Origin of the sequence: Shewanella aestuarii (assembly GCF_011765625.1) — a bacterium.
Lineage (GTDB): Bacteria > Pseudomonadota > Gammaproteobacteria > Enterobacterales > Shewanellaceae > Shewanella > Shewanella aestuarii_A.
Genome location: NZ_CP050313.1, coordinates 2,501,754 through 2,527,440, shown reverse-complemented (window position 1 = coordinate 2,527,440; position 25,687 = coordinate 2,501,754). Strand labels below are relative to the sequence as shown.

12 protein-coding genes, 1 tRNA gene and 2 pseudogenes are annotated in these 25,687 nt (G+C 39.5%); 12 read left to right on the top strand and 3 right to left on the bottom strand.

Translation table 11 applies throughout. From position 1 onward, the window contains the following. The first annotated feature begins 25 nt into the window (after positions 1-25). A complete protein-coding gene (locus HBH39_RS11220) occupies positions 26-1,936 on the top strand; it encodes a DUF3466 family protein (RefSeq protein ID WP_167678294.1) in 1,911 nt (636 codons plus the stop codon). Positions 1,937-2,157: 221 nt separating this feature from the next. Continuing rightward, complete coding sequence (gene rmf / locus HBH39_RS11215; RefSeq protein WP_167678292.1) at positions 2,158-2,334, top strand: ribosome modulation factor; 177 nt, start codon at positions 2,158-2,160, stop codon at positions 2,332-2,334. A gap of 125 nt (positions 2,335-2,459) precedes the next feature. Here rmf and fabA read toward each other — a convergent pair whose 3' ends face one another. After that, on the bottom strand, positions 2,460-2,975 hold the full coding sequence (gene fabA, locus HBH39_RS11210; RefSeq protein ID WP_167678289.1) for a bifunctional 3-hydroxydecanoyl-ACP dehydratase/trans-2-decenoyl-ACP isomerase: 516 nt from the start codon (positions 2,973-2,975) through the stop codon (positions 2,460-2,462). Positions 2,976-3,050: 75 nt separating this feature from the next. Beyond that, positions 3,051-4,805, bottom strand: a complete 1,755-nt coding sequence (locus HBH39_RS11205) for a S16 family serine protease (RefSeq protein WP_167678287.1) — start codon at positions 4,803-4,805, stop codon at positions 3,051-3,053. 295 nt (positions 4,806-5,100) lie between these two features. On the opposite strand from HBH39_RS11205, the gene HBH39_RS11200 reads away from it, so the two are divergent. Continuing rightward, a tRNA-Ser gene (locus HBH39_RS11200) sits at positions 5,101-5,190 on the top strand. Positions 5,191-5,514: 324 nt separating this feature from the next. On the opposite strand, the pseudogene HBH39_RS11195 reads toward HBH39_RS11200, so the two are convergent. After that, positions 5,515-5,973 (bottom strand): annotated as a pseudogene (locus HBH39_RS11195) (IS110 family transposase); the annotation flags it as partial. 126 nt (positions 5,974-6,099) lie between these two features. On the opposite strand from HBH39_RS11195, the gene HBH39_RS11190 reads away from it, so the two are divergent. The 9 genes and pseudogenes from HBH39_RS11190 to HBH39_RS11150 all read left to right on the top strand — a co-directional run bounded on the left by HBH39_RS11190 (position 6,100) and on the right by HBH39_RS11150 (position 25,505). Continuing rightward, on the top strand, positions 6,100-7,959 hold the full coding sequence (locus HBH39_RS11190) for an amidohydrolase (protein ID WP_167678285.1): 1,860 nt from the start codon (positions 6,100-6,102) through the stop codon (positions 7,957-7,959). Positions 7,960-8,433: 474 nt separating this feature from the next. Continuing rightward, a complete protein-coding gene (locus tag HBH39_RS11185) occupies positions 8,434-9,360 on the top strand; it encodes a sensor domain-containing diguanylate cyclase (protein ID WP_167678283.1) in 927 nt (308 codons plus the stop codon). 193 nt (positions 9,361-9,553) lie between these two features. Next, complete coding sequence (locus tag HBH39_RS11180) at positions 9,554-11,635, top strand: two-component system response regulator (RefSeq protein ID WP_167678281.1); 2,082 nt, start codon at positions 9,554-9,556, stop codon at positions 11,633-11,635. Further along, complete coding sequence (locus HBH39_RS11175) at positions 11,632-16,401, top strand: response regulator (protein WP_167678279.1); 4,770 nt, start codon at positions 11,632-11,634, stop codon at positions 16,399-16,401. Before HBH39_RS11180 ends, HBH39_RS11175 begins: the two co-directional genes overlap by 4 nt. Positions 16,402-16,549: 148 nt before the next feature. After that, positions 16,550-17,485: a GGDEF domain-containing response regulator gene (locus tag HBH39_RS11170; protein WP_167678277.1), complete on the top strand. Its 936-nt coding sequence runs from the start codon at positions 16,550-16,552 to the stop codon at positions 17,483-17,485. Positions 17,486-17,686: 201 nt separating this feature from the next. Further along, complete coding sequence (locus HBH39_RS11165) at positions 17,687-19,075, top strand: GGDEF domain-containing protein (protein WP_167678275.1); 1,389 nt, start codon at positions 17,687-17,689, stop codon at positions 19,073-19,075. Between the two features lie 135 nt (positions 19,076-19,210). After that, a complete protein-coding gene (locus HBH39_RS19665; protein WP_208764150.1) occupies positions 19,211-21,859 on the top strand; it encodes a mechanosensitive ion channel family protein in 2,649 nt (882 codons plus the stop codon). 737 nt (positions 21,860-22,596) lie between these two features. Beyond that, positions 22,597-23,709 (top strand): agmatine deiminase, encoded by a 1,113-nt coding sequence (aguA, locus tag HBH39_RS11155; protein ID WP_167678273.1) that lies wholly within the window; start codon positions 22,597-22,599, stop codon positions 23,707-23,709. A 94-nt stretch (positions 23,710-23,803) separates the two neighbouring features. Then, positions 23,804-25,505, top strand: a pseudogene (locus tag HBH39_RS11150) (amidase). Positions 25,506-25,687: the final 182 nt, after the last annotated feature.

Here is a 25,687-nt window from a genome sequence, read left to right as displayed (position 1 = left end):
GAATAATAAAACAGGAATAGTTTACATGAAGTTAAAGTTGGACAAAGCCTTATCATTGGTCGCTATCAGTGTATTAAGTGCGATTGGTTCGGCCCATGCCGCACCAGTTTATGAAATTGTTAACCTAGACGAAGCAACTTATGACTTGCGCGGAACCCTAGATGGCACTCGAAATGGTTATGCTATGGGCGTTGACGCAAATGGCCAATTAATTGGTATTTCAAAAGGCAAAAAGAAGCTAGATGTTGATGATGTTGATGACGGCATTGTTGATGTTGAAGATGGTATTGCACCTGAAGAGTTAATCTCTTATTCAATCTATAAGGCCATTGAAGCGAATAACTTTACTTTTACTGCATCTGCTAATCCAGAGTCTGCAGAGCCTTGGACGCCCGAGTTTTACAGCATTGCAGGTACCACTGCTCCGGGTTCAACAGATGACGAAGGTGAAGTCATTATTAACTCGATTGATACCTATTTTTACGGTATCAACAGTAACGGTATCAAAGTGGGATCTTTTACCGCTCCTGAGAAAAAAGAAGAGTATGTTGGTACCATTGAAGATCAAGACTTTTGGTTTTACCGAGAGTTTGAACTTCGTGGTGTTGCCGTTAACGATAACATCTCTCCAGCAGCTGAATTGCAATTGGTACCACCTTACACCACCTTCTCACGGGAAGAAGAAGAGGACAAACCGGCAGCAACGGTTGAGCTAGGTGGTTGGTCAGCCGCTGCTGCGGTTAATGAAGCCAATATCGCAACGGGTTATGGTAGTACTGCGCTCGCCTCATTTAGCGAAAAATATGTTAACTCTTGTATCGACGACTATGATCCTGAAGCCGAAAATCCAATACCTGTAGATATTTGTATTCAGGCTAATCAATACCCAATAAACAGTCGTCGTAATATTCAATATCAAACTCGCGCATTAGTGTGGGACTTAAATCAGTTTGATGCTAATGGCGACCCATTAGTGACAGAGCTGCCTTTAGGGTTAACACCGCCAGAAAATTCAACTCTAGTTTATACCGCACAGGGCTTAGGCTTAAATGCCGATGCGGTTGTGGTGGGGCGCTCTCATGTATTTCGTGATGGCAAAACAGATCGCTTGTATCAAGATGCCGCCTTTTGGAAAAAGAATACCAATGGTGAGTATGAATATAATTGGGTCGATTTTGACGATAAAGACATTTATGCCTCTATTGGTTATGACATTAACGACAGTGGGTTAATGGTGGGTAAGTACAGCAAGTACATCGGTGGTTATCCTCGCACAAAATTCTTTATTTACGACACTAATAATCCAACTGAATTACCGATTACTCCTGAAGATTTCCGTGAAGGCTTGTCTGACTTAAGTAGCAATCCAAAAGACATTAATAACCAAGGTCTGGTTGTTGGGTCAATTGAAGTCACTTACGACAAAGAAAAACCGCGTCCAAAAGCAGGTTTTTTATACAATCACAACGACAAAGAGTTTGTAAATTTAAATGATACGTTGGTTTGTGAGTCAAAAGGTTATGTTGCCAGTGAAGAAAATGGTTGGGAACGTAACAAAGTAACCATTATCGATGGAACCGGCGAGGAACTAACCTACAGCAGTGACATTTATGTGGTTGAGGCTAATAGCATCAATGAAGACGGTACCATTGGAGGGACTGCATTTATTCGTAAGCCTCGTTACCAATTTGATAGTAATGGTAATCTAATTCTTGACGAAGAAACAAAATTGCCATTATTTGAACTTGATGGCAATGGTGACCCTGTTACCTCTTATCTTCCACGTATGGTTGTGTTAAAGCCAACCGCAGGTGAAGCTTGTGACTTTACCGATGTGCCGGAAGAGAAACCTTATGAACGTAAGGGCGCAGCAAGCTTTGTTTGGTTATTCGCGCTGCCTTTACTGTGGTTAAGACGCCGTAAATACTCATTTTAATGACAACATTACGTTAAGTTGATTAATTAACTTATACGAGAGACTTAAAAGATCGAGGAATATTCCTCGATTTTTTTTAACTGTGTTCTCAATACTTTAATAAATGAACGCTATAATTGATGATTTTTTGTGTTGATCTTGGTCGAAAAACGAGCTATTTCTATTGTTGAAACTAGTCAAAGATTGGCTAGCTTGTTTGATTAACAAATGAGGACGCTTGCATGAAAAGACAAAAAAGAGATCGTTTAGATAGAGCTTTTTCAAAGGGGTTTCAAGCAGGCATAGGAGGACGCTCTAAGGATTTGTGTCCCTATGCGAATTTAGATTCAAAGTCTCAGTGGCTAGGTGGCTGGCGAGAAGGGATTGATGGAAGGTTAAGTGGTTTGTTTAATAAATGATTTTTAGTAATAATTACCTTACTTAAGCTATAAATTTTTTAAACTCATATTTCAGATAAAACAATGCCCTCATTATGAGGGCAATTTTTTAAGCATTAATCATAATATTAACCGAGTAGCTTAGATTAAAAAGTAGAGGTATCGCTAAATACGCCAACTTTTAAATCGGTAGCAGAATAAATTTGACGACCGTCGACCTCTAATACTGCATCAGCAATTCCCATCACCAACTTACGATGGATGGTACGCTTAATATTAAGCTTGTAGGTGACTTTTTTAGCTTCAGGTAATACTTGACCAGTAAATTTTACTTCACCCACACCAAGCGCACGTCCTTTGCCTTCAGCGCCTTCCCAGCCAAGATAGAAACCTACTAACTGCCACATCGCATCAAGGCCCAAACATCCAGGCATCACCGGATCACCCACAAAGTGGCAATCAAAAAACCATAGTTCAGGATTAATATCAAGCTCAGCAACAATTTCACCTTTACCAAACTCACCGCCGTTATCATTGATAGTTACAATGCGATCTATCATCAACATATTATCGACGGGTAAACGAGGGCGATTAGGGCCAAGTAGATTGCCATGGCCGCAAGCGACAAGTTGTTCTTTAGTAAAACTGTTTGCTCTTTCCATTTATATTAATACCACTTAGATGATTTCTGTGGGCAACAAGATAGCGAACACGTGTACGCTAAACAACTCCGATCACTAAATAATTCTTAACTTTGCTAATAATTTAGCTAAAAACCCAAGTTCAACCTCGTCGTCTTCACCAGCAAGGCGATCTAAACGCTGTTGCACCATGCCGTATAATGTCTGTTCAGGAAAATCATTATCTTCATTTGCATCGCCAGCGGGAAGTTCCATTAATAGTTCGACCGCTTGATCCATGTGCTCAATAGCATGAATATGAAATTTGCCATCAGACACAGCTGTAATGACTTCTGGTGCTAAGTTTAGCTGCAGTACATTCGCTTTAGGGATAATTACCCCTTGCTGACCCGTTAATCCTCGGCGCTGACATAAATTGAAAAAACCTTCAATTTTTTCATTAACGCCACCAATAGCTTGTACATTACCAAATTGATCTAATGCACCAGTCACCGCTAATGACTGCAAAATGGGTTGCTCGGCAATCGCCGACATTAAGCAGCAATATTCCGCTAATGATGCACTGTCACCATCAATTTCTTGATAAGACTGCTCAAAAACGATGTTAGCATTTAAGTGTAATGGTGCATCGCGCCCGAATATACGATACAAACAAGCAGATAGGATCATCATTCCTTTTGTATGAATGTTGCCGCCAAGCTCAGATTTGCGTTCAATGTCAGCTACTTCACCATCACCATAGTGCACAGATGTTGTAATACGGGCTGGTTCACCATAAGCGTAATCACTCGTATCAATTACAGTTAAGCCGTTGATTTGACCAACCATCGCCCCCTCTGTAGGCAAGTTGATAAAGTTATCATCAAAGTTTTGAGCTGAATAAACTTCAGAACTGTTATGGCGAAACTTAAATTGAGATAACGCTTTTGCTACCGCATTACTATTAATACTGTTGGAAGAATTATTGGCTGAACGAGTATTTAAAGCGCAAGCTTGCGTCATAACCAAGCGCATATCATGCATACTTAGTGACAAGCGTTGCTGATGTTCTACTAAACGCGAGCTAAACCAAAGTAAGGGTAAGATGCTAGATACTTCTAAAGTAACATTGTGACTATTAGCAAGTGTGGCAAGCCACTGCACATATTGTGCTTCAGAATGCTTAGTTAAATCGAGCTCATGGCTCATTTCAGCTAAAAGGGGAAAATGTTGGCTGAATAAACGGTCTTCGACTTTTAATTGACTGTAAGATAAACCAGAACCGACCAATATAATTTTGCAATTAACGGGTATCGGTGCCAAATCTTGATTAATACGGTACTGGCCATCTGATAAAACTTGCATCAGCAGTTCCCACAGACCTTCACGTTTCCAAATTGAATGCAAACAAATGAATACAAAATGATTTGAGGCTAGTGCTCCTGCTTTATATTGGCTGTTTTTTTCTGTTTTTTGCATGCGGCCAATCAGATCGTGACGTTTAATTGAGCCATGTAAGTAGCAAGATAAATTATTCTGCCTAGCCACAATCCCTACATTTTCAGGCGGTAATTGAGCTTGCCACTTAAACTCAATGGCTTTGTCTTCTTCATTTGACTTAACCGCAACCAGGTATTGATCTGATGGCGTATCAGCTTGAGTGCAAAGCGCCTCAATAAAATTAACCCGATCAACCCCAGGGAAATCTGCCAAAAACAAATGCTGCCCGAGTAACTTTGTCATTAAGTTGAAGCTATCAAGCACTCGGTCTTGACCAAGTAATAAGTGACTAGGGTAGAAGCTAGTTGGGATTTCTTTAGGAACAGTAAACTGGGGAGCCAATTTTGCGCTGGGTAATAATGTCGAGTTCATAGATGAGTATTGGACGATCAATAAAGATAATAAGCAAATAGTAGCATAATGCGATTTAAAGTCTTTAAATGAATCCGTTAAATACACGAAGGCCTTAATATCCGTAATAAAGTTACCCTAAAATTGACGAGATTAAGTCTCGATAATATCGAGCAACGGCTAAGGAAATAAGACGCATCATCCTATATGAGATGAGCGCAGTCACAGCAAAGTGTTCAAATGCTAGGCATTTAAACACTTTTTTTAAATTTGTAGTTTACAAGCTACCAAGATACTTATATTATTTGCCGCGTTCGGAGGGATGGCAGAGTGGTCGAATGCACCGGTCTTGAAAACCGGCAACGGTTTACCCCGTTCTAGGGTTCAAATCCCTATCCCTCCGCCATATTAAATACGAAAGAAGCCGTTGATTATCAACGGCTTTTTTTGTTTTTGGCGTTAGAGAGGCTTTCCAAGAGGATTGACTCAGACAATGTACCCGCTTTTCACATGAGCGGAGCCCCTAATAACGTGTATTTCACAGGTATCTGTTTAGCCAAATCGTTACGCGATAAAGGCTTTCCTTTTGATATTAAAGTTTCTTTGTTGACTTGCGACAGAGCAGAAGCCATTTCTTGGTAAAAAGGTCGCAATATTGATGTTGCTGGCACACTGAAAAGAATCATTCATTCAATAGACTACAAAACCCGTATCAATGACTTTATTCGATAAGTTGATACTTGGCATCTTTTAAATCTTTCATGGCTGTTTCACGAGCAAGAGATAACTCTCAAATCGCTTCATTTTTAGACTCAGACTCGTAGATAGGCGTAAGAACTTCTGACTTTAATAACTTAGCTAACTTGAGTGCGCCCCATTTGTCAGTTTTAATTTTTTCACTAGGCTTTCTAGGGATGAGTGAGGGTGCGATAACATAACAACAATGCACTAAACTGGTGAGTAAACTATATATCAAATAGCCACATGGGCCAGCTTCATAAACGAAATGTAAAGTAGCCTTGGGGTATTTAGATTGGAACTGTTTGGCAAATTTTGTAATAGCATCTTTGGGGCTAGAAATTCGGCTATAGTGTACTGGATTAGCGCCATATTAGTCTTCAATATAAGCGACTTCTACAAACTCTTTATGAGTATCTAAGCCAATGAAAAGTATGCTATGTTGTTTCATGCTAGCCTCTGCTGTTTAGTTAATGACAAACTAATTATGGCACTGGCTTTTAGCTAAGCCACGAAGATGCGGAGGCTAGCACCGTGTGGGGAGCGTTATGTCTAACTTAGATAGGACATCTAAAATATGGCGAAAGAAAAGTACGGTTGTGCCTGCTGTAGCGGCGGGTTTCATGGGTTTGTTACGGGGAATAGCGCATTCAAGACGATGAAGGCCAAGGCCGACAGCGGCAGTGGATGGTCTTGTAACTGGGGCATTGATTTCTCTGCAATGAGTAGACGCAGCTTCATCAAGACAAGCGCAGCCGCCGCAAGCCTTGCTTTCCTTCTGCCTGGATGCTCCAAGTCCAACACCGAGGCGACTGGTCAAGATACAATCTTCTTTACTGGTGGCAAGGTACTAACCGTCGATGACAATTTCTCAGAGGCCGAGGCGATCGCTATTCGCGGCAACCGTATCCTTGCCGTAGGCTCCGACACTGAGGTGCGTGAGGCTGCAGGAAGCGCTGCAACCATTGTGGATCTCGAAGGCAGGACCGTACTTCCTGGGTTTATCGATCCACATAGCCATGTCGTTATCGGCTCTGTTGTGGATGGCGTTATGGACTATGTCGGCATGGCGAAATACAAGACGGTCGATGAAGTTCTGGCCCACATCGCTGGCAAGGTGGCACAAACTCCGGCTGGCGAATGGCTAGTCTTCCGGAACTTCGATCCAGCGGTTCAGGAAGGGGCCGATGCTCTGACCTTTGCGGAGCTTGATGCCCTTTCAAAGGACAACCCGATCTTCGTACTGAATGCTTCAGGCCACATTGCATACACCAATTCCAAGGCTTTCGAGGTGTCCAGTATCCCCGATGACATCCAGGATCCACCTGGTGGCGAATTTGTAAGGGACGCCTCCGGCAAGCTAACAGGAGTCATTAAGAATAATGTAGCGTTCTTGAAGATTTTGTCCAACTATCCCGCGATGGCGGAGGTGGATCCCAAAGAAGTTCTCATTGAACTACTGAGTAAATGGTCGGAGACCGGTTTGACCACGGTATCCGAGCTGAGTCTCGGCGCACTTTCTCAGTCGCCTGCTGATGCCCAAGTGATGGCGGCTGCAGCAAGAAGTGGCCGTCTTAACGCACGGATCCGGGCTTACCCCTTTTATACCCTTGGCGCGGAAACATGGGATCAGGCCAATGTCAAACAAGGCGATGGCAACGCCTTGGCGCGCATCGCAGGCTACAAACTGGTGGCCGATGGTTCCAATCAGGGCTACACAGGCCTCCAACGAGAACCCTACTTGAACAGTGATGACCGTGGTATTGCCTATATGTCTCCTGAAGAATTGACAGCCACCGCAATCGAGCGGGCCAAGAAAGGTTGGCACCTAGCGATTCATGGCAATGGAGACGCGGCGATCGACAACATTCTCGACACCTGCGAGGCACTGAGTGACGCTGGGATCGATATGGCCATGGTGCGGCCAAGGATCGAGCACTGCTCCATACTTCATGACGACCAGATCACACGCATGAAGGAACTCGGTGTCTCGGCAAGCTTCCTTATCGGGCACGTGCATTATTGGGGAGTTACAATGCGCGACGAGGTCTTTGGACCGGAAAAGGCGCAACTACTCGATCGCTGCCGGTCCCTTGAGAATGCGGGAGTCAGTTTCACCCTGCACTCGGACTTCATGGTAACCGACCCATTGCCCCTTCATATGATCGAAATGGCCGTGACGCGGCGTACTTGGAAGGAACCGGACTACGTTCTGGCTCCACAGGAGAGAGTCTCTGTCGAATCGGCAATCCGCGCAATCACATCCGAGGCAGCTTGGCAGCTCTTTTCCGAAAAAGAGATCGGCAGCCTCGAGGCGGGCAAATTCGCCGACCTTGTTATTCTCGATAACGACCCTCGCAAAGTGCCTGTAGATACAATCAAGGATATCAAGGTGCTCGAGACTTGGATGGATGGAAAGCAAGTTTATCGGGCATAGCCCTAATTCGAGTATGTAATGTTATATTTTATTCACGTGAAGCTAATCGGGTAGTCGGAGGTATCTAGCCTCCAGCTCCCACACCACCCTGCATGCTGCTCCGCATTGGGCGGTTCACTTAGAACTGTTGTTTACAATAAGTCCTGACACATAAAACTTTGAGGAAATATTTGATTACTTCATGGCATGCCATCATGGATTGTGTCAACCAGAGATCGAACTAGACAGTTTGTTACCATGGAATTTAAAAAGAATAGGTCTATTTCGTTAGACTGATGAAAGATAATTTTCTAGGTATATGCTATTTTTTGTATTCATCTTGTTGATAAGTAATCACTTTCAAACTTTCAATTAAAATAATGCTAGGCGTGAACCACGAGACGGATACATTTATTATATTTATCTCAAATTTGAAATAAATGAATGTTATGGCTATTTTTAATCAATAAGTTAAAAAATGCATGTGAGTCTAAAATGTCATTAGAAAAAATGTACGAATCTTTCTTCACTATCGCGCTTGATATGGCATGCATTGCAACTACAGATGGTTATTTCCAGCGATTAAATCCTGCTTGGACAACAACGCTTGGCTGGACTTCGGAGGAACTAATGGCAAAGCCGTTTTTATCGTTTGTGCACCCAGATGATCTTGCTCCAACTCTTAAGGAGATAGAACGGCAGAAAAATGGCCATATAGTCATATCATTTGTTAACAGGTACCGAACTAAAAATGGTGAATATCGTTGGTTAGAATGGAATTCAACACATGCAGTAGATGGTATTTTATTCGCTATTGCACGAGATATTACCGAAAATGTAGAAACAGAAGAAAGACTTAAAAAAAGTGAAGCGAAGCTACTTAAACAGGCCATTGAACTTAAAGCCTTATCAGAAAAAATGGAGCATTTAGCCAACTATGATAACTTGACCGGTTTACCTAATCTACGCCTTTGCAATGAACGCCTAGACATGGCTTTGGCTACTCAGCGTCGAAAAAAATCGCAAACTGCCATATTTTTTATTGATTTAGATGGCTTTAAAGAGGTAAACGATACCAAAGGGCATGCTGTCGGCGACATGGTTCTTAAGGGTGTCGCAGAGCGACTTAAAGCATCCTTGCGAGAGGGGGATACTGTTGGGCGTATTGGCGGCGACGAATTTCTTGTGTTATTGCCTAATAGCGGAACAAAAGATGAGATAGCCAAAATTGCCATTAAAATCATTGATGTCATTTCAAAGCCATTCTCAATTGACAAAGAAGATATGTGTATTGGTGCTAGCATTGGCATTGCTATTTCTCCAACCGATGGGACTAAGGCTAGCGAACTGTTAGTGCATGCTGACAAAACTATGTATGACATTAAAAACTGCGGCAAGAACAACTACGCATTTTACTCTTAGCTTGTTATGAAAGGCCCCCTATTTCACAACCTGCACTCAACCTACCCAATACGAAATACCAATTTTTGTAGATCACAAATTGATGATCTCGAATCAGCTTCAATAAAAAATTACCAACTGGCACAATTCAGACAACAGCATATACTTACTTAAAGTATTAATTTAAAAAAATTCATTCTGCAACGGAGTCTTTATGTTTTCACTAAGAGCGACAGAGTCAAGAATCCTAGTCGTCGACGATGACATAAATCAAATCAGAAGGTTAAAGCAAATTTTATCCCCAATTGGCAGAGTTTTTTTCACTCAAAGTGGACATTTAGCATTAGAGCAAGCTATTTCTGTCATTCCTGATGTCATTTTATTGGACATAGAAATGCCTGACATAAATGGCTATGAAGTTTTAGCCCAGCTAAAACAACACATCCAAACTTGCCATATTCCAGTCATTTTTATTACGGCACACAACTCAATTACAGAGCAATTAACGTGCTTTAAAAATGGTGCCGTTGATTTTATTCCCAAGCCCATAAAAGCCGAAATACTGATAGCGCGTATCAATGTCCAATTAAAGTTGCGTGCCAGAGAACTTGAGTTAATAGAATTGTCTCAAAAATCTCAAGTAATATTGAATTCAATCGGTGACGCTGTGATTGCAACAGATCAAGATGGTGTTGTTACCTTCATGAATCCTCCGGCTGAATTATTGGTGGGTATTTCAATACAAAAAGCGATAGGAAAAGAAATTGAGCAGATAATGCCCTTAAGAATTGGTGATCATGGCCCAGCTCACGTCAATCCTATACGTATTTGTATAGAGGAAAAAAGAGTGGTTGGTATGCCACTTAATTGCCAAATGATGAAACAAAATGGCCAATGGATTTCTGTCGAAGATAGTGCTGCCCCGATTATTACTCCAGACAAAGAAGTCATGGGAGCCGTCATTGTGTTTCATGATATTCATCAAGCAAACATCATGGCGCAAAAAATGAGTCACAGTTTGCAATATGATCAATTAACCAATTTACCTAATCGTTTTTTATTTTGGGAACGTCTGAATTCAGAAATATCACATGCTGAAAAGTCGCATAAAAGAATTGGATTAATACAATTTGATATAGATAAATTTAAGGAGATAAATCATGAGGTTGGTTTTGAGGTGGGCGATGAAATTCTTAAGAAAACTGCCGAGGCAATCAAATCTCAATTATCAAATAATGAATTAGTCAGCCGACATAATGCTGATGAATTTAGAGTCATAGTAACTAACCTAGAAAAGTCGGGTGACTTGGCAAATTTTGCAACCATAATTACCAAAAAAGTGGAGTCAATTATATCAACTCTCCCTAATATGGAGAGTTTTTCACTAAGTTCGGGAATGAGTGTTTATCCTGATGATGCTTCTAGCAGTGAAATGCTGATGTTACATGCCGATGCCGCTTTACAAAAAGCAAGGATAGATATAGTCAGTCAAGGTTGTTGTTTTTATTCTGAGGAAATGGAACAAAGCTATGTATTAAAAAAGCAATACTTTGCTCTTATAAAAAATGCCTTAACGGATGATAGTCTTGTTGCTCTATATCAACCTATTGTCGATGCTAGCAACGGCAAATTAAAAGCGGTTGAAGCATTAATGCGGATTAATGGTGAAGACGGTAAGCTTATTTCGCCTAATGATTTTATCCCTCTAGCTGAAGAATCGCGCTTGATTATCCCGTTAGGTGAAAAAATGATTGAGCTTGTGTTAGCTCAATTAAAACATTGGATAGATGATGGATTAGCGCCTCGGGTTTGCATAAATATATCGGCAATACAATTCCGAGATCCTAGCTTTGTGCCTTTTTTGGTTGAAGCATTAAAGCAATACAAAGTTAATCCTCACTATATAGAGTTAGAAGTAACAGAAAGTCTAATGATCCAAGATATGGATAATGTAATGATGGACATGAAAAAGCTTCATGAACTCGGCATAACCATCTCTATTGATGATTTTGGAACAGGATTTTCTTGTCTTAGCTATCTAAAGGATTTACCCGTTGACGTGCTGAAAATTGATAAATCTTTTGTATCACAGCTTTCTTCAGATATTTCTCAAGACGTACTCGTGAAGACTATCGTCACCCTTGCTCAGAGTTTGAATTTAACGTCAGTTGCTGAAGGCGTCGAAACAGCTGAACAAGTAGATATCCTTAGGCAAATTGGTGCGTCATGTTTACAAGGCTTTTACTTTTCTCCTCCAGTTTTAGCTGTTGAAATTAAGGATAAATACACTATATGAAAAATAAAATATGGATCAATTTCAACCTAAAAAACAGCCTGATACCAATTTTTGTTGGCATAGCGCTTACTCTTATAGCTGCGGGGATGGGTAGTTATGACAACCAACACAATATCAATAAATATCTATTGGACATTGCTGATAAAACTGAAAATTTGATTAGACAACGATTTGAACACTACGAATATGGCTTGGTTGGCACCAAAGCGACAATCAATTCAATAGGTGTGGATAATATCACTCGAAAACAAATGGAAAAATACATACGAAACAGAAATCTAGATCATGAGTTTCCCGGCGCTCTTGGCTTTGGTTTTATTCGGCGTGTATCAATAGATGAAGAGAATGAATTTATCACAAAAGCTCGTGCAGATGATGCTCCAAATTTTAGTATAAGAACATTGACTCCACACGAAACTGACCGATTTGTCATACAGTACATATTTCCTGTTGAAGGTAATTCTCAAGCAGTGGGCCTCGATATTGGTTCTGAATTAAATCGTCGTACAGCGGCAATTGAATCTGCTCAATATAATAGACCTTTTCTTACAGCGCCTATTACTCTGGTTCAAGCAGATAACAAAAAGCGTATGGGAGCATTAGTGCTGCTTCCTATTTATGCTGAAAATGCAAAATTATCAACCCCTGAAGAGCGTGAGAATGCAGTTGTTGGCTGGTCTTATGCGCCTTTAATCATCGATACCGTGTTAGATAATCTGGATTTTTTAAATGAGGATGTTTTTGTATCTTTGACTAATAAGTCCGAGAGTAAACCATTTTTTGTTAACAATATAAAGAACATCAAACAATATAGTGATTATGTAATAACAAGAAATATCAATGTTTTAGGTCAATCCTGGGCGATGGAGATTAAACTTCCTGCACAATATATAGCAACACTAAAGGATTGGAATATTGGTTTGGTTATTATCTTGGGTTTGGTATTTACAACTCTACTGGTTTTCACTATTAACTTACTACGCAGTGAAGAGAGAGAATCGCTAGACAATATTTATAATTTGTCTATATCTCAAAGTTTTAAAATTTTCCTAAACAGTTTTATATTTAGACGAACATGTCTTGTGGTAATAATATTGCTGACAAGTGCTTTTGTAACTTCAGTCTGGCTTATCTTAAAAAACAATGGATTTGAATTACAGAGTGTTTTAGAAGAATCTAAGCAAAATACTGCTTCAGTGATACTTCAAACAGCATCTAAATATGAAGAAGATGTCAAATTTCTTACTTCATCGGTTAAGTCCCAGTTCATCAATGCTGATAAATATTTTTCATCATTTGATGATTTTAAATTTTCGAAAGAAATTCTAAAGCAATCCATCCAAGATATATTTCATTCCTATCTATCAGCAAATAAAGAGGTATATCAAGTTCGTTTTATTTCTGAGCAAGATTGGCATGAGTTTGTAAAGCTACAGCAAACCAATGAGGGGTTAAGGATTTATGGGGATAATGAACTTCAATCAAAGAAAAATGAAAGTTACATTAATCAAACCTTATTAGTCGGAGAGGGTAATGTTTTTAAATCTGATATAAATCTTAATCGTGAATACGGGATAATTGAACAACCTATTCGACCCGTGTGGCGCTTTTCTTCGCCAGTTTTTAAGCCTGATGGAGAATTGCTTGGTATTGTTATCATTAATGTAAATGCTGATTTATTATTAAATTATTTGGATACTGTTAGCCCAAAAAACATCAACTCTTATGTGGCTGACAATAAGGGTAATTTTTTAAAACACCCTATTAAGGGAAAAGCATTCGCTCATGAGTTTGGTTATTCTGAAAGTTGGCAACAATTTTTTGAATTAGAACCATACCTGTGGTGGCAATATCCCCATGGTTATGAAGTATATACACATCAGGGAGAACGTTTTATTGTTGGTAAACAACGAATAAGTTTGAGCTCAATCGATTCTACAAGATACTTTGATTTATACCTTTCAGTTTCTGAGTTTGTATTTATAAAAAAAGTTTTAGTAGAGGTATCCAGAAATTTTATTCTGTTTCTGTTTCTGTTTCTGTTGTTGATGATAATTCGATACTACGTTTGGTTTAAACAAAAAATAACTTTTCAAAATTTAGTAAATGAACAAAATGAATTGTCACAGGCAAAGACATTAAGAAAAGTTCAAGCGCTGTTAGATGCTTCACCAGATGCAATTTTAGTTATTGATAAAAATGGCATTGTCGAAATGGCGAATTCCGCAGCTGCGTCTTTGTTTGGTTATAAAATTAATCAATTAGAAGGTGAATCAGTAGAAAAATTTATCCCGCAGAAATACAGACATGAGCATGCTAGTAAACTTGCTGCCTATGTAAAGAATCCTCAAAAAATGACGATGGCTGGTGCAAGAAATGTTGAAGCGATAGATGCAGATGGAAACCCTTTTCCAGTAGAAATAAACCTAAATTCAGTAGTGATAGAAAAAAAGTTGCAGATTATCGCGTCAATACGAGACGTTACTGAAAAGATTAATGAGCAAAATAAACTAAATAAAGCCTTATTTGATGCCGAGTCTGCAACGCTAGCTAAAAGTCAATTTTTAGCCAATACAAGCCATGAAATCAGAACGCCATTAAATGCGATTATCGGTCTAAGTTACTTACTCAACGACAACGAACTATCTGAAGAGAAACAATCAATTGTTAACAAAATTATCCTTTCAGGAAAATCCTTATTAGGTATCATCAATGATGTGCTGGATCTTGCCAAAATAGAAGCCAACTCAATGCAACTAGATGTTGAACCCTTGGAATTAATTGAATTTATTGAGGAAATAGCTGATACCTATGCGTTACAAGCCAACACAAAAAACCTAAAATTTAACTGTGAGCTGGCTGAAAACTTGCCAGTTTGGGTTAATGCTGACAGCACCAAATTACGACAAATATTGGTAAATTTGCTTGGGAATGCGCTTAAATTTACCTCTGAGGGGAGTATCTCACTGTGTGCTGAAACGGTCAGTGATGATACTGAAAAGAACTCAAATAAAACAATAGTTAGAATATCGGTTACAGATACAGGAATAGGTCTTTCTGACAAAGAACAAGCGCTTTTATTTCAGCCTTTCACACAAGTAGATTCATCAACAACGCGCAAATATGGTGGTACTGGATTAGGGTTATCTATTGTCTACGAATTGGTAAAATTGATGAATGGCAATATTGGCATCAAAAGCGAACCAGGTGAGGGCTGTCAATTTTGGGTCGATATTCCTTTACAAATACTCACAAACCATCAAATACTAAATCGTGATAATTCAGCCGTTTTTGTGTTAATTGCAGAAGACGACCCTACTGACGCTGATATTATGAGAAGATTGGCTAGCTCTCTTGGCTGGCGTTCGGAGGTTGTTAGTAACGGTGCAGAACTTGTTGACGCTTATGTTGGCCGTTATGAAAAACAATTACGTTTACCCGATGCCATTATTGTCGATTGGCAAATGCCTGCAATGGACGGCATAGAGGCCATTATGACATTGAAGCAGAGATTGGGCCCGCAACAATTGCCGGCAGTATTGATGATTTCATCGCATGACAGAAAAATAATCTCTCAACACGACCCAGAGAAAGTAATACAAGAATGTTTAGAAAAGCCTGTTAATTCATCAACACTATTTAATGCTGTAAATGAAGTGGTAAGCAAAAATACAGGTAATCGTTCACGGGTAATTAACTCAACCCGCATGGACATTATTGATAATAAATGGTTAGCTAATATGTGTATTTTGCTAGTAGATGACCGCTCACTAAATCTTGAGGTTCTCTCAAATATATTAAAACGTCACGGTGCTATTACCAAAGAAGCCCTATCTGGTGAAGATGCTTTAACATGCTTGGAAGCCAATCCTAATCAATATGATGTCGTTTTAATGGACATTCAAATGCCTGGCATAGGAGGGCTTGAAGCAACCAGGCGTATCCGAAATAGTCTTGGGCTAACATCATTACCCATTATCGCCTTGACGGCAGGTGCATTAACCGAAGAGAGAAAACAAGCTTTAGAGGCGGGTATGAACGACTTCTTAACCAAGCCGATTGAACCATCTAAAGTAATACAAGCATTACGTATGGCCTATGAATCTTACCGAGGAAAAGAAATTGGCCATGATTCAATATCAATAAATGTAGCTGATGATAATTGGCCTGAAGTGGTTGGGCTAAATATTGATAAAGCGAAAGAGTTAATGCTTGGTGATAAAACCCTTTTCATGAGGGTGTTAGATGATTTGCTGCATGATTTTGTAAATCTAATGGCCACCCCTGACAATCATATTGACAACAACGCAGAAGCTCGCGCGCGATTGGCATCACAAACTCATAAATTAAGAAGTTCAGCTGGGATGGTTGGTGCGGAAAAGTTACAACAACTTGCCGCAGAAGCTGAACATTTATTACGTACCAATGACGAGCAAGCAAAAGAAACATTGATAGCACTTTCTTTGGAGTTGAAAGCATTGCAAGAAGCCAGTATGGATATTTTAGCTTCATGGAAAAAAGACGAATTTAAAACACTAGCGCCAAATGATAAAGCGCCACTTTTGCAACAGGAATTACTAACTGATTTGTTGCAACGTCTTAAAAATAAGGATTTAAGTGCGATAGATATTTTTGATAAACACTCTGAATCATTTCGAAATGTGTTTAACGATAAGCAATTTTCAGAGATTGAAACTAGTATATATAAACTAGATTTTGAAAAAGTAACAACAATGCTATTGCCTCTAATCGATAATGATGAATAGCGTGTTAGTTTGTTAACGAAATATCATTTAAATATGGAGGTAATGAAATGTCTTTATTAATTACTGAAACATTGAACGGGTAGGCGTTTAGTATAAGTTAGGTTAAGTATTTTAATTTAAACCATAAGGTTTTAAATGGACGGTGTATATGGATACATTTTTGATCAACACTCAAGATAAATCGTTTGATATTTTGATTGTTGATGATGACCACTCAGTTGTTATGGCTCTAAGAAATGTCTTGAACGATTTAGGGCGGGTAAGATTCGCTCAAAATGCCGTGCAGGCTTTCGAAATGATCAGTGATATATCTCCTGATTTGATTTTACTTGACATAGATTTGCCGGATAAAAACGGTTTGGATATTTGTCGTGATTTAAAAAAAGAACCAGATACTTCAGATATCCCAGTGTTATTTATTACTAGTCAGGTTGGCGCTACACTTGAACGAGAAGTCTTCTCTTGTGGCGGGGCAGACTACATTAGTAAGCCTTTAAACCCCTATGTGGTCGCGGCTCGAGTTAACACTCATTTAAATTACAGGCATCTTATTATTGAACTTAATAAAATGGCAATGCGGGATGGTTTGACCGGTGTTAATAATAGACGCAGCTTAGATGAGAAATTAAAAATAGAGTATAAGCGAAGTTTTCGTGATAAAACACCACTAACGGTTGCAATGATTGATGTTGATGAATTCAAAAAATATAATGATTATTTCGGGCACATAGAAGGCGATGAATGTCTGAAAAGAATCGCATCGACTATACAATTATGTGGTCGACGCCCTGCAGATTTTATTGCAAGATATGGTGGTGAAGAGTTTGTTTTGATTTTACCTAATACAGACAAGAATGGCGCTTATGAGATATTGACTCATTTATTACAAATGATTGCGCAATTGAATATTGAACATACACCTGAAGCCAAATACGACCATGTGACTGTTTCCGTTGGTTACAGTACTTTTAGCCCTGAAGAAACAACCCAAGATGATGCCGATGATAAGGCATTGTTATCTTTTGCTGATAAAGCATTATTTCAAGCAAAACAGCAAGGCCGGGATCAGATATGTTATTTGTGATTTTTTCGTAATAGTCGACAAAGTATTGTTACGTTAAGCAATACAGAAATCAACGTCTTGGAAACGTTATTGCATGCTCTCAGTCGACGATGTTTGCGCGATATAGTGCGTACAAGTAATGGAATACAGTATCTCTATTTATCCAAAGTATAAAAACTGAGCTAAAATATCGACTATTGATAAAACCTTGCGGAGCAGCAGATGTCAAAAGATCACTATTTAAAAAGTGAATTATATCGTCTACTTAAAACAGAAGATACGGTGTTTGACTTCTTGCAAAAAGGATCTTTAGAAGGAGTTTGGTATTGGAATCTAGAAAAACCTGAAGATGAGTGGATGAGTCCAGAGTTTTGGAAAATACTTGGCTATGAGCCCGATGCTATGCCACATACTCCATCATCATGGCAAAGCATCATTAATCAAGATGATCTTCAAATCGCAATAGATAATTTCGAAAAACATTTACAAGACGAAAACCACCCATACAATCAAATTGTTCGCTATAAGCACAAAAATAACTCAACGGTTTGGATACATTGCAGAGGCATTGCAATTAGAAATAAAGATGGCAAACCAATTAGAATGCTGGGTGCTCATAACGATATTACTAAACTAAAACAACTTGAAGAAATAAATAAACGGAATCTTAAAGCTGTTGATGAATTATATGCAACAGCAAAGCTTGACTTAGAAGAAGCCGAAGATATTTTTAAAAACCTACCAGATGCAACGCTTTTGGTAGATGATTGTGGTTATATTAATAAATTAAATCATCAAGCATGCGTATTATTAGGCTATACTGAAAAAGAATTGCTTTGTATGAATGTGGACGATCTCGTTCCCGAAAATTATAAAAAAAACCATCCCAAAATGCGTCAGGAGTATCTTGAGTCACCTTCAACTCGTAGTATGCTTAAATCTTCAAGGATAATTTCTGCACAACATAAAAATCGATCTTTTGTACCAGTAGAAATTAAACTAAGTAGTATTAAAACTCGATATGGTCAGCGTGTATTAGTCAGTCTTAGAGACTTTACAGAACAAAGTAAACTAATTGAAAGTTTAAAGCTTGCTTTAGAGCAGAATCGTTCCTTAAATAAAGAAGCCTCTATAGATAGCTTAACCAACTTAAAAAACCGTCGATATTTTGAAGACGCTGCGTTAAGGGAGTTTTCAAATTGCAAAAGAAATAATATAGAACTATCAGTTGCAATAATAGATATTGACTATTTTAAAAAGGTCAATGACAAGTTCGGTCATATTGTTGGCGATAATGTATTAAAAAGTATTTCTCAAGAACTCCTTAAATATATAAGGGTTGGGGATGTACTAGCAAGAATTGGAGGTGAAGAATTTGCCATACTATTACCTTCTACTTCACTGCTTGCAGGTGAAGTATTAATGGATAGATTAAGAACTGCTATTAGTGAGCTACAATTCGAAGATAACGTTGGTACTATAACGATTAGTGCAGGTTTATCTTCCATGAGTCTGAATGACAATGGTTATCAAGATATTATAAAAAAAGCAGATGATGCACTCTACGAGGCTAAACAAAATGGACGGAATAAGGTAGTCACTAAGGCATAGTTGTAGTGCTTATCGACCATTTTTGTCGAACTTAACGGCAAAACACTCAAAATCCGTCAAGATGAACATAGCGCCGCATGTACGTATTCAGTCCTGTTTACGTTTCAATGATATGTCCATGGCCTTTTCAATGTAATGCAGGCTATACTCAAGTCTCACGCATGTAATATTTTTCCCTATATTTTTAAAAAAGAGACTTTTGCAATTGGAGTTGGATTTATAATGTTTCAAATGACTCATAGACTCAGCTGTTTGAAAGCGAGTATTTGGCTATTAATGATGTACTCAACAAGAAAACTGTTGTGCCTATCATTAGTACTATTAATATTAACTCCAACCAGTCTAAATGCCGAAGAAAGTCCAGCTGAAGCTGACATAGTTTCACCACTATTAAAGCGTACAGAGGCCATACCTCAGATTTACGAAATTATTCCTTTATCGATAGCCCTGTCGACCAATTTATCTGTACAAACAGCCTATTTTAAGAAACAAGCACTAAAAAATGATAGTGTTGCAACGTCTCAAAAAACGTACAGTGTTATCAATGATAGAGTTAAAGATATTAGCAAAGAGTTCAGCGAGTTACAGAAAGATGCTGAAAATAATCACCTTAAATATTATGTGCTTAAACAATCATTAATTGACGATGTTTCTACACTGGAGCAATTAAATAAACCGATAGCTGAAAATATTAAGTTGTTAAATAGCTGGAAAACGATTTGGCACGACGAAAAAGTACGTTGGGACAGATGGCAGCAACATTATATTGATGAAAATTCAGAGCAGCTTTCACAAACATTTGCCAACGCCATCGAGGCGATAGCAAAAGGCCAAAATCAAGTTTCTCAGCATATTGAACCATTGCTATTGCTACAAGCTCAGAATGCGGCGCTACAATCTAAAATCAATATCTTAAATGAAGAGATAAATTACTTTATTAAAGAACTTCGTTTAGAGTCTCTTTTTGACAAATCACCCGCTATTTATTCGCCTTTGTTTTTCCAGCAACTTAAGGTACATCTATTTGATTCAGATTGGAATGCGGTTAGTTTAGACGCCTGGCTTACCATTCCTTTCACCTCAAAACATGGTACAGCATATTCAATTTTATTTATAATGCTGCTGTTTTTTAGTGCTGTAATCAATAAAAATAAACAGCAACTCATTGAGTCAAAAACGTGGTTTTTTTTAGGAAAACATCCTATAGCAGGAATCGTGTTTATTTGTAGTTTAATCAGTGCGATTCAATTTGAATTATGGGAAGTCCCTAAAACTATCAATTTAATTAATGCCATCATTGGTGGTGTGGCTTCAGCACTATTATTAGATTCTATTTTTGATCAGCGCTGGAAAAGTCAAGCTGTATACTGGATTATGGCAACATATATCATCACAGTCGTATTCACCGCGGTAGGCACTCCTCCGCCGATATTTAGGCTTTATGTGTTTATTTTATCTATTTTAGGATTAGTCTGTTGCATCCGGTGGAATAAAAAAAATCTCGCCGTAACAAATACCACAAATGCACAGAATAAATTATCTAATGTACTTAAATTCATGTCTGCCGTATTCGCATTTATTATTGTAATGGAATTAATCGGTCAAGACGGTATTGCAAACTACACCTTTAAAACAACCATACTTACTTGGGCTCTAATTGTTCCTTTTGGACTGTTTTTATATGTTATTCAAGGAGCAATGGATTGGATTTTTACCTCATCAGTAGTATGGCAAATTAAATTAATGCGTAATGATGCTAGCGAATATGCGAGGCAAACTACGGTATTTATTCAAATATTAATTGTTTTTTTCTTTCTAATTCCATCTATATTGTCGATTTGGCAATTATATCCAAGCATGGAAGATGCGCTTTCGAGTATGCTCGACTTTGGATTTTATATTGGCGAGCAAAACATCAATATTGGTTTAGTGGTTATTTCAGTCATTACACTGAGTGCCACAATTTTCATCTCTAAAGTTATTCCTAAAATTTTGTTAGATGAATCTGTTAGTGGCAAACTTATTGAACGTGGCACGCGTAATTCTATGGGCCATTTACTTCGCTACTTTATCATTATTGTTGGCTTTTTTACTGCAATTTCAATGTTGGGGTTTGACCTAACTAAAATTACTATCGTATTAGGTGCGCTGGGTGTAGGTATTGGTTTTGGCTTACAAGGGATTGTTAATAATTTTGTATGTGGCTTGGTTTTACTGTTTGAACGTCCGTTACGAGAGGGTGATACCATTGATGTGAATAATGGCGGCTCAGTTGGCGTCATCAAAAAAATTGGTTTACGCTCGACTATACTTGAAACATTTGATAATGCTGATGTTATTATTCCAAATGCAGACCTTATCAGTAATCAAGTGACTAATTGGACATTACAAAATAGACAGGCAAGACTCTCTGTTCCAGTGGGTGTTGCATACGGTAGTGATGTATCATTAGTGAGTAGTATTTTGATCGATAGTGCAAAAAATCATCCCAAAATATTAAAATCTCCTGCACCTTACACACTATTTATGGCTCTTGGCGATAGTGCATTAAATTTTGAACTAAGAGCATGGCTACCGGATGCTGATGATCGTCTCTCCGTTCGTAGTGAATTGTATTATGAAATTGTCCAGAAATTTGCTGAAGCTAATATTGAAATCCCATTCCCGCAACGAGATCTACACATTCGCAGTATTGAAACAGATATCTTGACCAATATGTCACGTAAAAATGACAAATCTGAACAAGAGGTTAAAGATGATATCGTGACGACGAGTGCTGGCTGATTATCAGAATTAATTTGGAAATGGGCCTCTTCAGTGAAGTGTTGAATTTTTGAGAATGATTAGACTGTCATTGTTTATGGCAATAATTTTCACATGCGTTGCTCTTAAAGGTCTTTATTTCACAGTATTTTTTAGTCAATTTGCTAAGTGATAAAGGATTCCTTTCGAGAGTGACTCTATTTATTGAACATGGGCAGTGGCCAAACTTTTTAACCACATCACCGTTTTGTGGTTAATAGCTGGTTATTATTTATACGGCTTCTTGCATGCTTGTCTAAATAATAAACTTAGCGTCATCTTGAGACACAAATCGTTATCTATGTCTTACATTCAACTATTTAGTGCAAGCTATCTTAAATGATATGATATGTAGCATTGTTTCAAAATGAACTCAGCAAATTAATCGACATCTGGCTTTGCATAACAACTTGCTATTTAGAGGCTATTTTACAGATGGCGCTGTTAAATTTGTTTTCATTAAGTCAACTATTGGGAGACCAATTTTTCTTGGTCTATGCAAAAATTGCTTACTAGAATCAAAATTAACGTTCATATTTATTCAATTTGAGCATTTGCTAATTTCTAATTATGCAGCTTGTATTAGGTCGAAAGAGAACCTTATTTGCACATGATAATCAGAATTTTATTGATTTCATTGATATAATTAATTTTTAATATTCCCCTAAGTTAGGGCCACCTCTTATTAGAGTTTTTCAGCATTACTGGAGACAAAGCTCATGACAAACGTGAATGTGGATGCCGCTGTGTTAGCAACTAAGCCATCCCAAGACGGATTTAGCATGCCCGCTGAATGGGCACCGCAACAAGCAGTATGGATGATTTGGCCATATCGTCCTGATAACTGGCGTTCTGCTGGGGCATATGCACAGGCAACATTTGCGAAGGTTGCAGATGCAATTGGTGCGGTAACTCCTGTTTATATGGGGGTTCCTCAAGCATTTTTGGCTGAGGCTAAATCGGTGATGCCTTCTCATGTTACGTTAGTCGACATTGACAGCGATGATTGCTGGGCAAGGGATACAGGACCAACGATTGTGGTAAATGCTAACGGCGAATGCCGTGGGGTTGACTGGGGCTTTAATGCATGGGGCGGTCATAATGGTGGTTTGTACTCGCCATGGAATAAAGATGAACAAGTCGCGCAACAGATGCTTTCAGTACATGGTTTTAAGCGCTATCAAGCGCCGTTGATCCTCGAAGGTGGCTCAATTCATGTTGATGGCGAAGGCACGTGCATGACCAGTGTTGAATGTTTGCTTAACAGTAACCGCAACCCTGATTTAACCCGTGAACAGATTGAAGCATACTTGTCTGAGTATTTAAATGTGCAGCAATTTATTTGGTTAGAAGAGGGTGTCTATATGGACGAGACCGATGGCCATATTGATAATATGTGCTGTTTTGCTCGTCCGGGTGAAGTGATTTTACACTGGACTGATGATCAAACTGATCCTCAATATCCGCGTTCAAAAGCAGCATTGGATGTATTGCAAAATACGGTTGATGCAAGGGGACGTAAGTTAAAAATTCATTTACTGCCTCAACCAGGACCTCTGTATTGCACCGCAGAAGAGGCGCAAGGTGTCGAAGCCGGCACAGGTGTTCCCCGTACAGCAGGTGAACGCCTAGCGGGTTCTTATGTGAACTTTTTAATTACGAACCAGCGTGTGGTTTACCCATTACTTGATCCTGCAACTGACGATATCGCTGCCCAAAAACTACAGGAGATTTTCCCTGAACATGAGATTGTTGGTGTGCCTGCGCGCGAAATCTTATTAGGTGGTGGAAATATCCATTGTATTACCCAACAAATCCCTTCTGGGCAGTAAGTTATATCTAAGGAGAGTCAATGACAGTCAATGTCACGGTTTTTTCGTTTAAATTGGCTGTTAATCCCCTTGGCTTTATATAAGAGGTCGCATTATGTTCGAAGTCACAGAGGTTTCTATTGCCGAGTTACGGGCGGCGCTTGAATCCGGTCGTACAACAGCGGTTGAGCTGGTGAAGTCATATTTTGCTCGTGTTGATGCATACGACGGCCCAGCAACCCAAACTAAGTTAAATGCGTTAGTGGTGCGTAACCCTGATGCCATAATAGAAGCTGAAGCTTCCGATGCTCGTCGCGCAAGTGGACAACCCCTTAGCCCACTTGATGGCATTCCTTACACGGCAAAAGATAGTTATTTGGTTAAGGGGCTTACTGCAGCATCAGGCAGTCCGGCATTTAAGGATTTAGTTGCTCAATACGATGCATTTGCTGTTGAGCGCTTACGTGCCGCTGGAGCCATTTGTTTAGGTAAAACCAACATGCCTCCTATGGCAAATGGCGGCATGCAGCGTGGTCATTATGGCCGAGCTGAAAGTCCATATAATGCAGACTACCTTACTGCTCCTTTTGCTTCGGGGTCTTCTAACGGAGCAGGTACGGGCACGGCTGCCAGTTATTCTGCTTTCGGGTTGGCCGAAGAAACATGGTCAAGTGGCCGGGGCCAGCATCAAATAATGGCCTGTGTGCTTATACTCCATCTCGAGGCGTGATTTCTGTACGTGGTAACTGGCCGTTGACACCAACCATGGATGTGGTGGTGCCTTATACCCGTACTATGGCTGATATGCTTGAAGTGCTAGATGTGATTGTGGCTGATGATCCTATTACCCGTGGCGACTTATGGCGCTTGCAGCCTTGGGTTGATATTCCTAAAGCTTCAACGGTTCGTCCACAATCTTATTTAGAACTGGCTGCGCAAGCTGACACCCTTAAAGGCAAGCGATTTGGTGTGCCGAGCATGTACATTAATAAGGATGAACTTGCAGGAACCAGTGAAAATCCTGGCATAGGTGGCCCTACTGGGCAGCGCATTTATACCCGTGACTCGGTAATTGACTTGTGGGAAGCGGCTCGCAAGGCGCTGGAATCTGCCGGGGCAGAAGTGATAGAAGTTGACTTTCCATTGGTTTCTAACTGTGAAGGTGATCGTCCGGGAGCGCCAACCGTGTTCAATCGCGGTATAGTGACACCTGAGTTTCTTGAAGATGAGCTTTGGGCGCTATCAGGTTGGGCGTTTGATGAGTTTTTGCGTGCCAATAATGACCCTAAGCTGAACAAACTCGAAGATGTTAATGGTCATTTAATATTCCCCATGATTTAGGCACCTTACCTAATCGCGAGGGCGACCTTGCCGCCGGCATGGATGAGTATGTCAACATGGCCAAACGAGGCTTAAAATCTTATAACCAAATTGATAGTGTGCCAGATGGCCTGCGTGGTTTGGAGAAAACACGCAAACTCGATTTGGAAGATTGGATGGACAAACTCAAACTGGATGCAGTGCTGTTTCCAACTGTTGCAGACGTAGGACCCGCTGATGCGCATGTTAACCCTGCCTCGGCAGACATTGCATGGAGCAACGGGGTTTGGGTTGCTAATGGTAACCTTGCGATTCGTCATTTAGGCGTGCCAACGGTGACAGTACCGATGGGGGTAATGGCTGATATTGGCATGCCTGTGGGGCTAACTTTTGCTGGCCGTGCTTATGATGACAACAACTTACTGAGATTTGCTGGTGCATTCGAGTCAACGGGTAGCAAGCGTATGATCCCGCCGCGTACGCCATCACTGAAGTAATCAGCAGTCAATCATTAACATTTAATGATGAAAATCGGGATTGGTTTATACTAATCCCGATTTTGTTTATAAACTTAACCCCTTTACTATAAACACCTTAAGCTAGCGTGTTGCTAGTGATTACGAAGTCTAACAGCCTTCTGCTACACTGTTGGCTTAGTTAATTAGTCAGAAAGTCAATT

Coding starts and splice junctions, on each gene's coding strand:
- HBH39_RS11220 (WP_167678294.1), top strand. CDS start 26: ATGAAGTTAAAGTTGGACAAAGCCTTATCATTGGTCGCTATCAGTGTA.
- rmf (WP_167678292.1), top strand. CDS start 2,158: ATGAAAAGACAAAAAAGAGATCGTTTAGATAGAGCTTTTTCAAAGGGG.
- fabA (WP_167678289.1), bottom strand. CDS start 2,975: ATGGAAAGAGCAAACAGTTTTACTAAAGAACAACTTGTCGCTTGCGGC.
- HBH39_RS11205 (WP_167678287.1), bottom strand. CDS start 4,805: ATGAACTCGACATTATTACCCAGCGCAAAATTGGCTCCCCAGTTTACT.
- HBH39_RS11190 (WP_167678285.1), top strand. CDS start 6,100: ATGGCGAAAGAAAAGTACGGTTGTGCCTGCTGTAGCGGCGGGTTTCAT.
- HBH39_RS11185 (WP_167678283.1), top strand. CDS start 8,434: ATGTCATTAGAAAAAATGTACGAATCTTTCTTCACTATCGCGCTTGAT.
- HBH39_RS11180 (WP_167678281.1), top strand. CDS start 9,554: ATGTTTTCACTAAGAGCGACAGAGTCAAGAATCCTAGTCGTCGACGAT.
- HBH39_RS11175 (WP_167678279.1), top strand. CDS start 11,632: ATGAAAAATAAAATATGGATCAATTTCAACCTAAAAAACAGCCTGATA.
- HBH39_RS11170 (WP_167678277.1), top strand. CDS start 16,550: ATGGATACATTTTTGATCAACACTCAAGATAAATCGTTTGATATTTTG.
- HBH39_RS11165 (WP_167678275.1), top strand. CDS start 17,687: ATGTCAAAAGATCACTATTTAAAAAGTGAATTATATCGTCTACTTAAA.
- HBH39_RS19665 (WP_208764150.1), top strand. CDS start 19,211: ATGCAGGCTATACTCAAGTCTCACGCATGTAATATTTTTCCCTATATT.
- aguA (WP_167678273.1), top strand. CDS start 22,597: ATGACAAACGTGAATGTGGATGCCGCTGTGTTAGCAACTAAGCCATCC.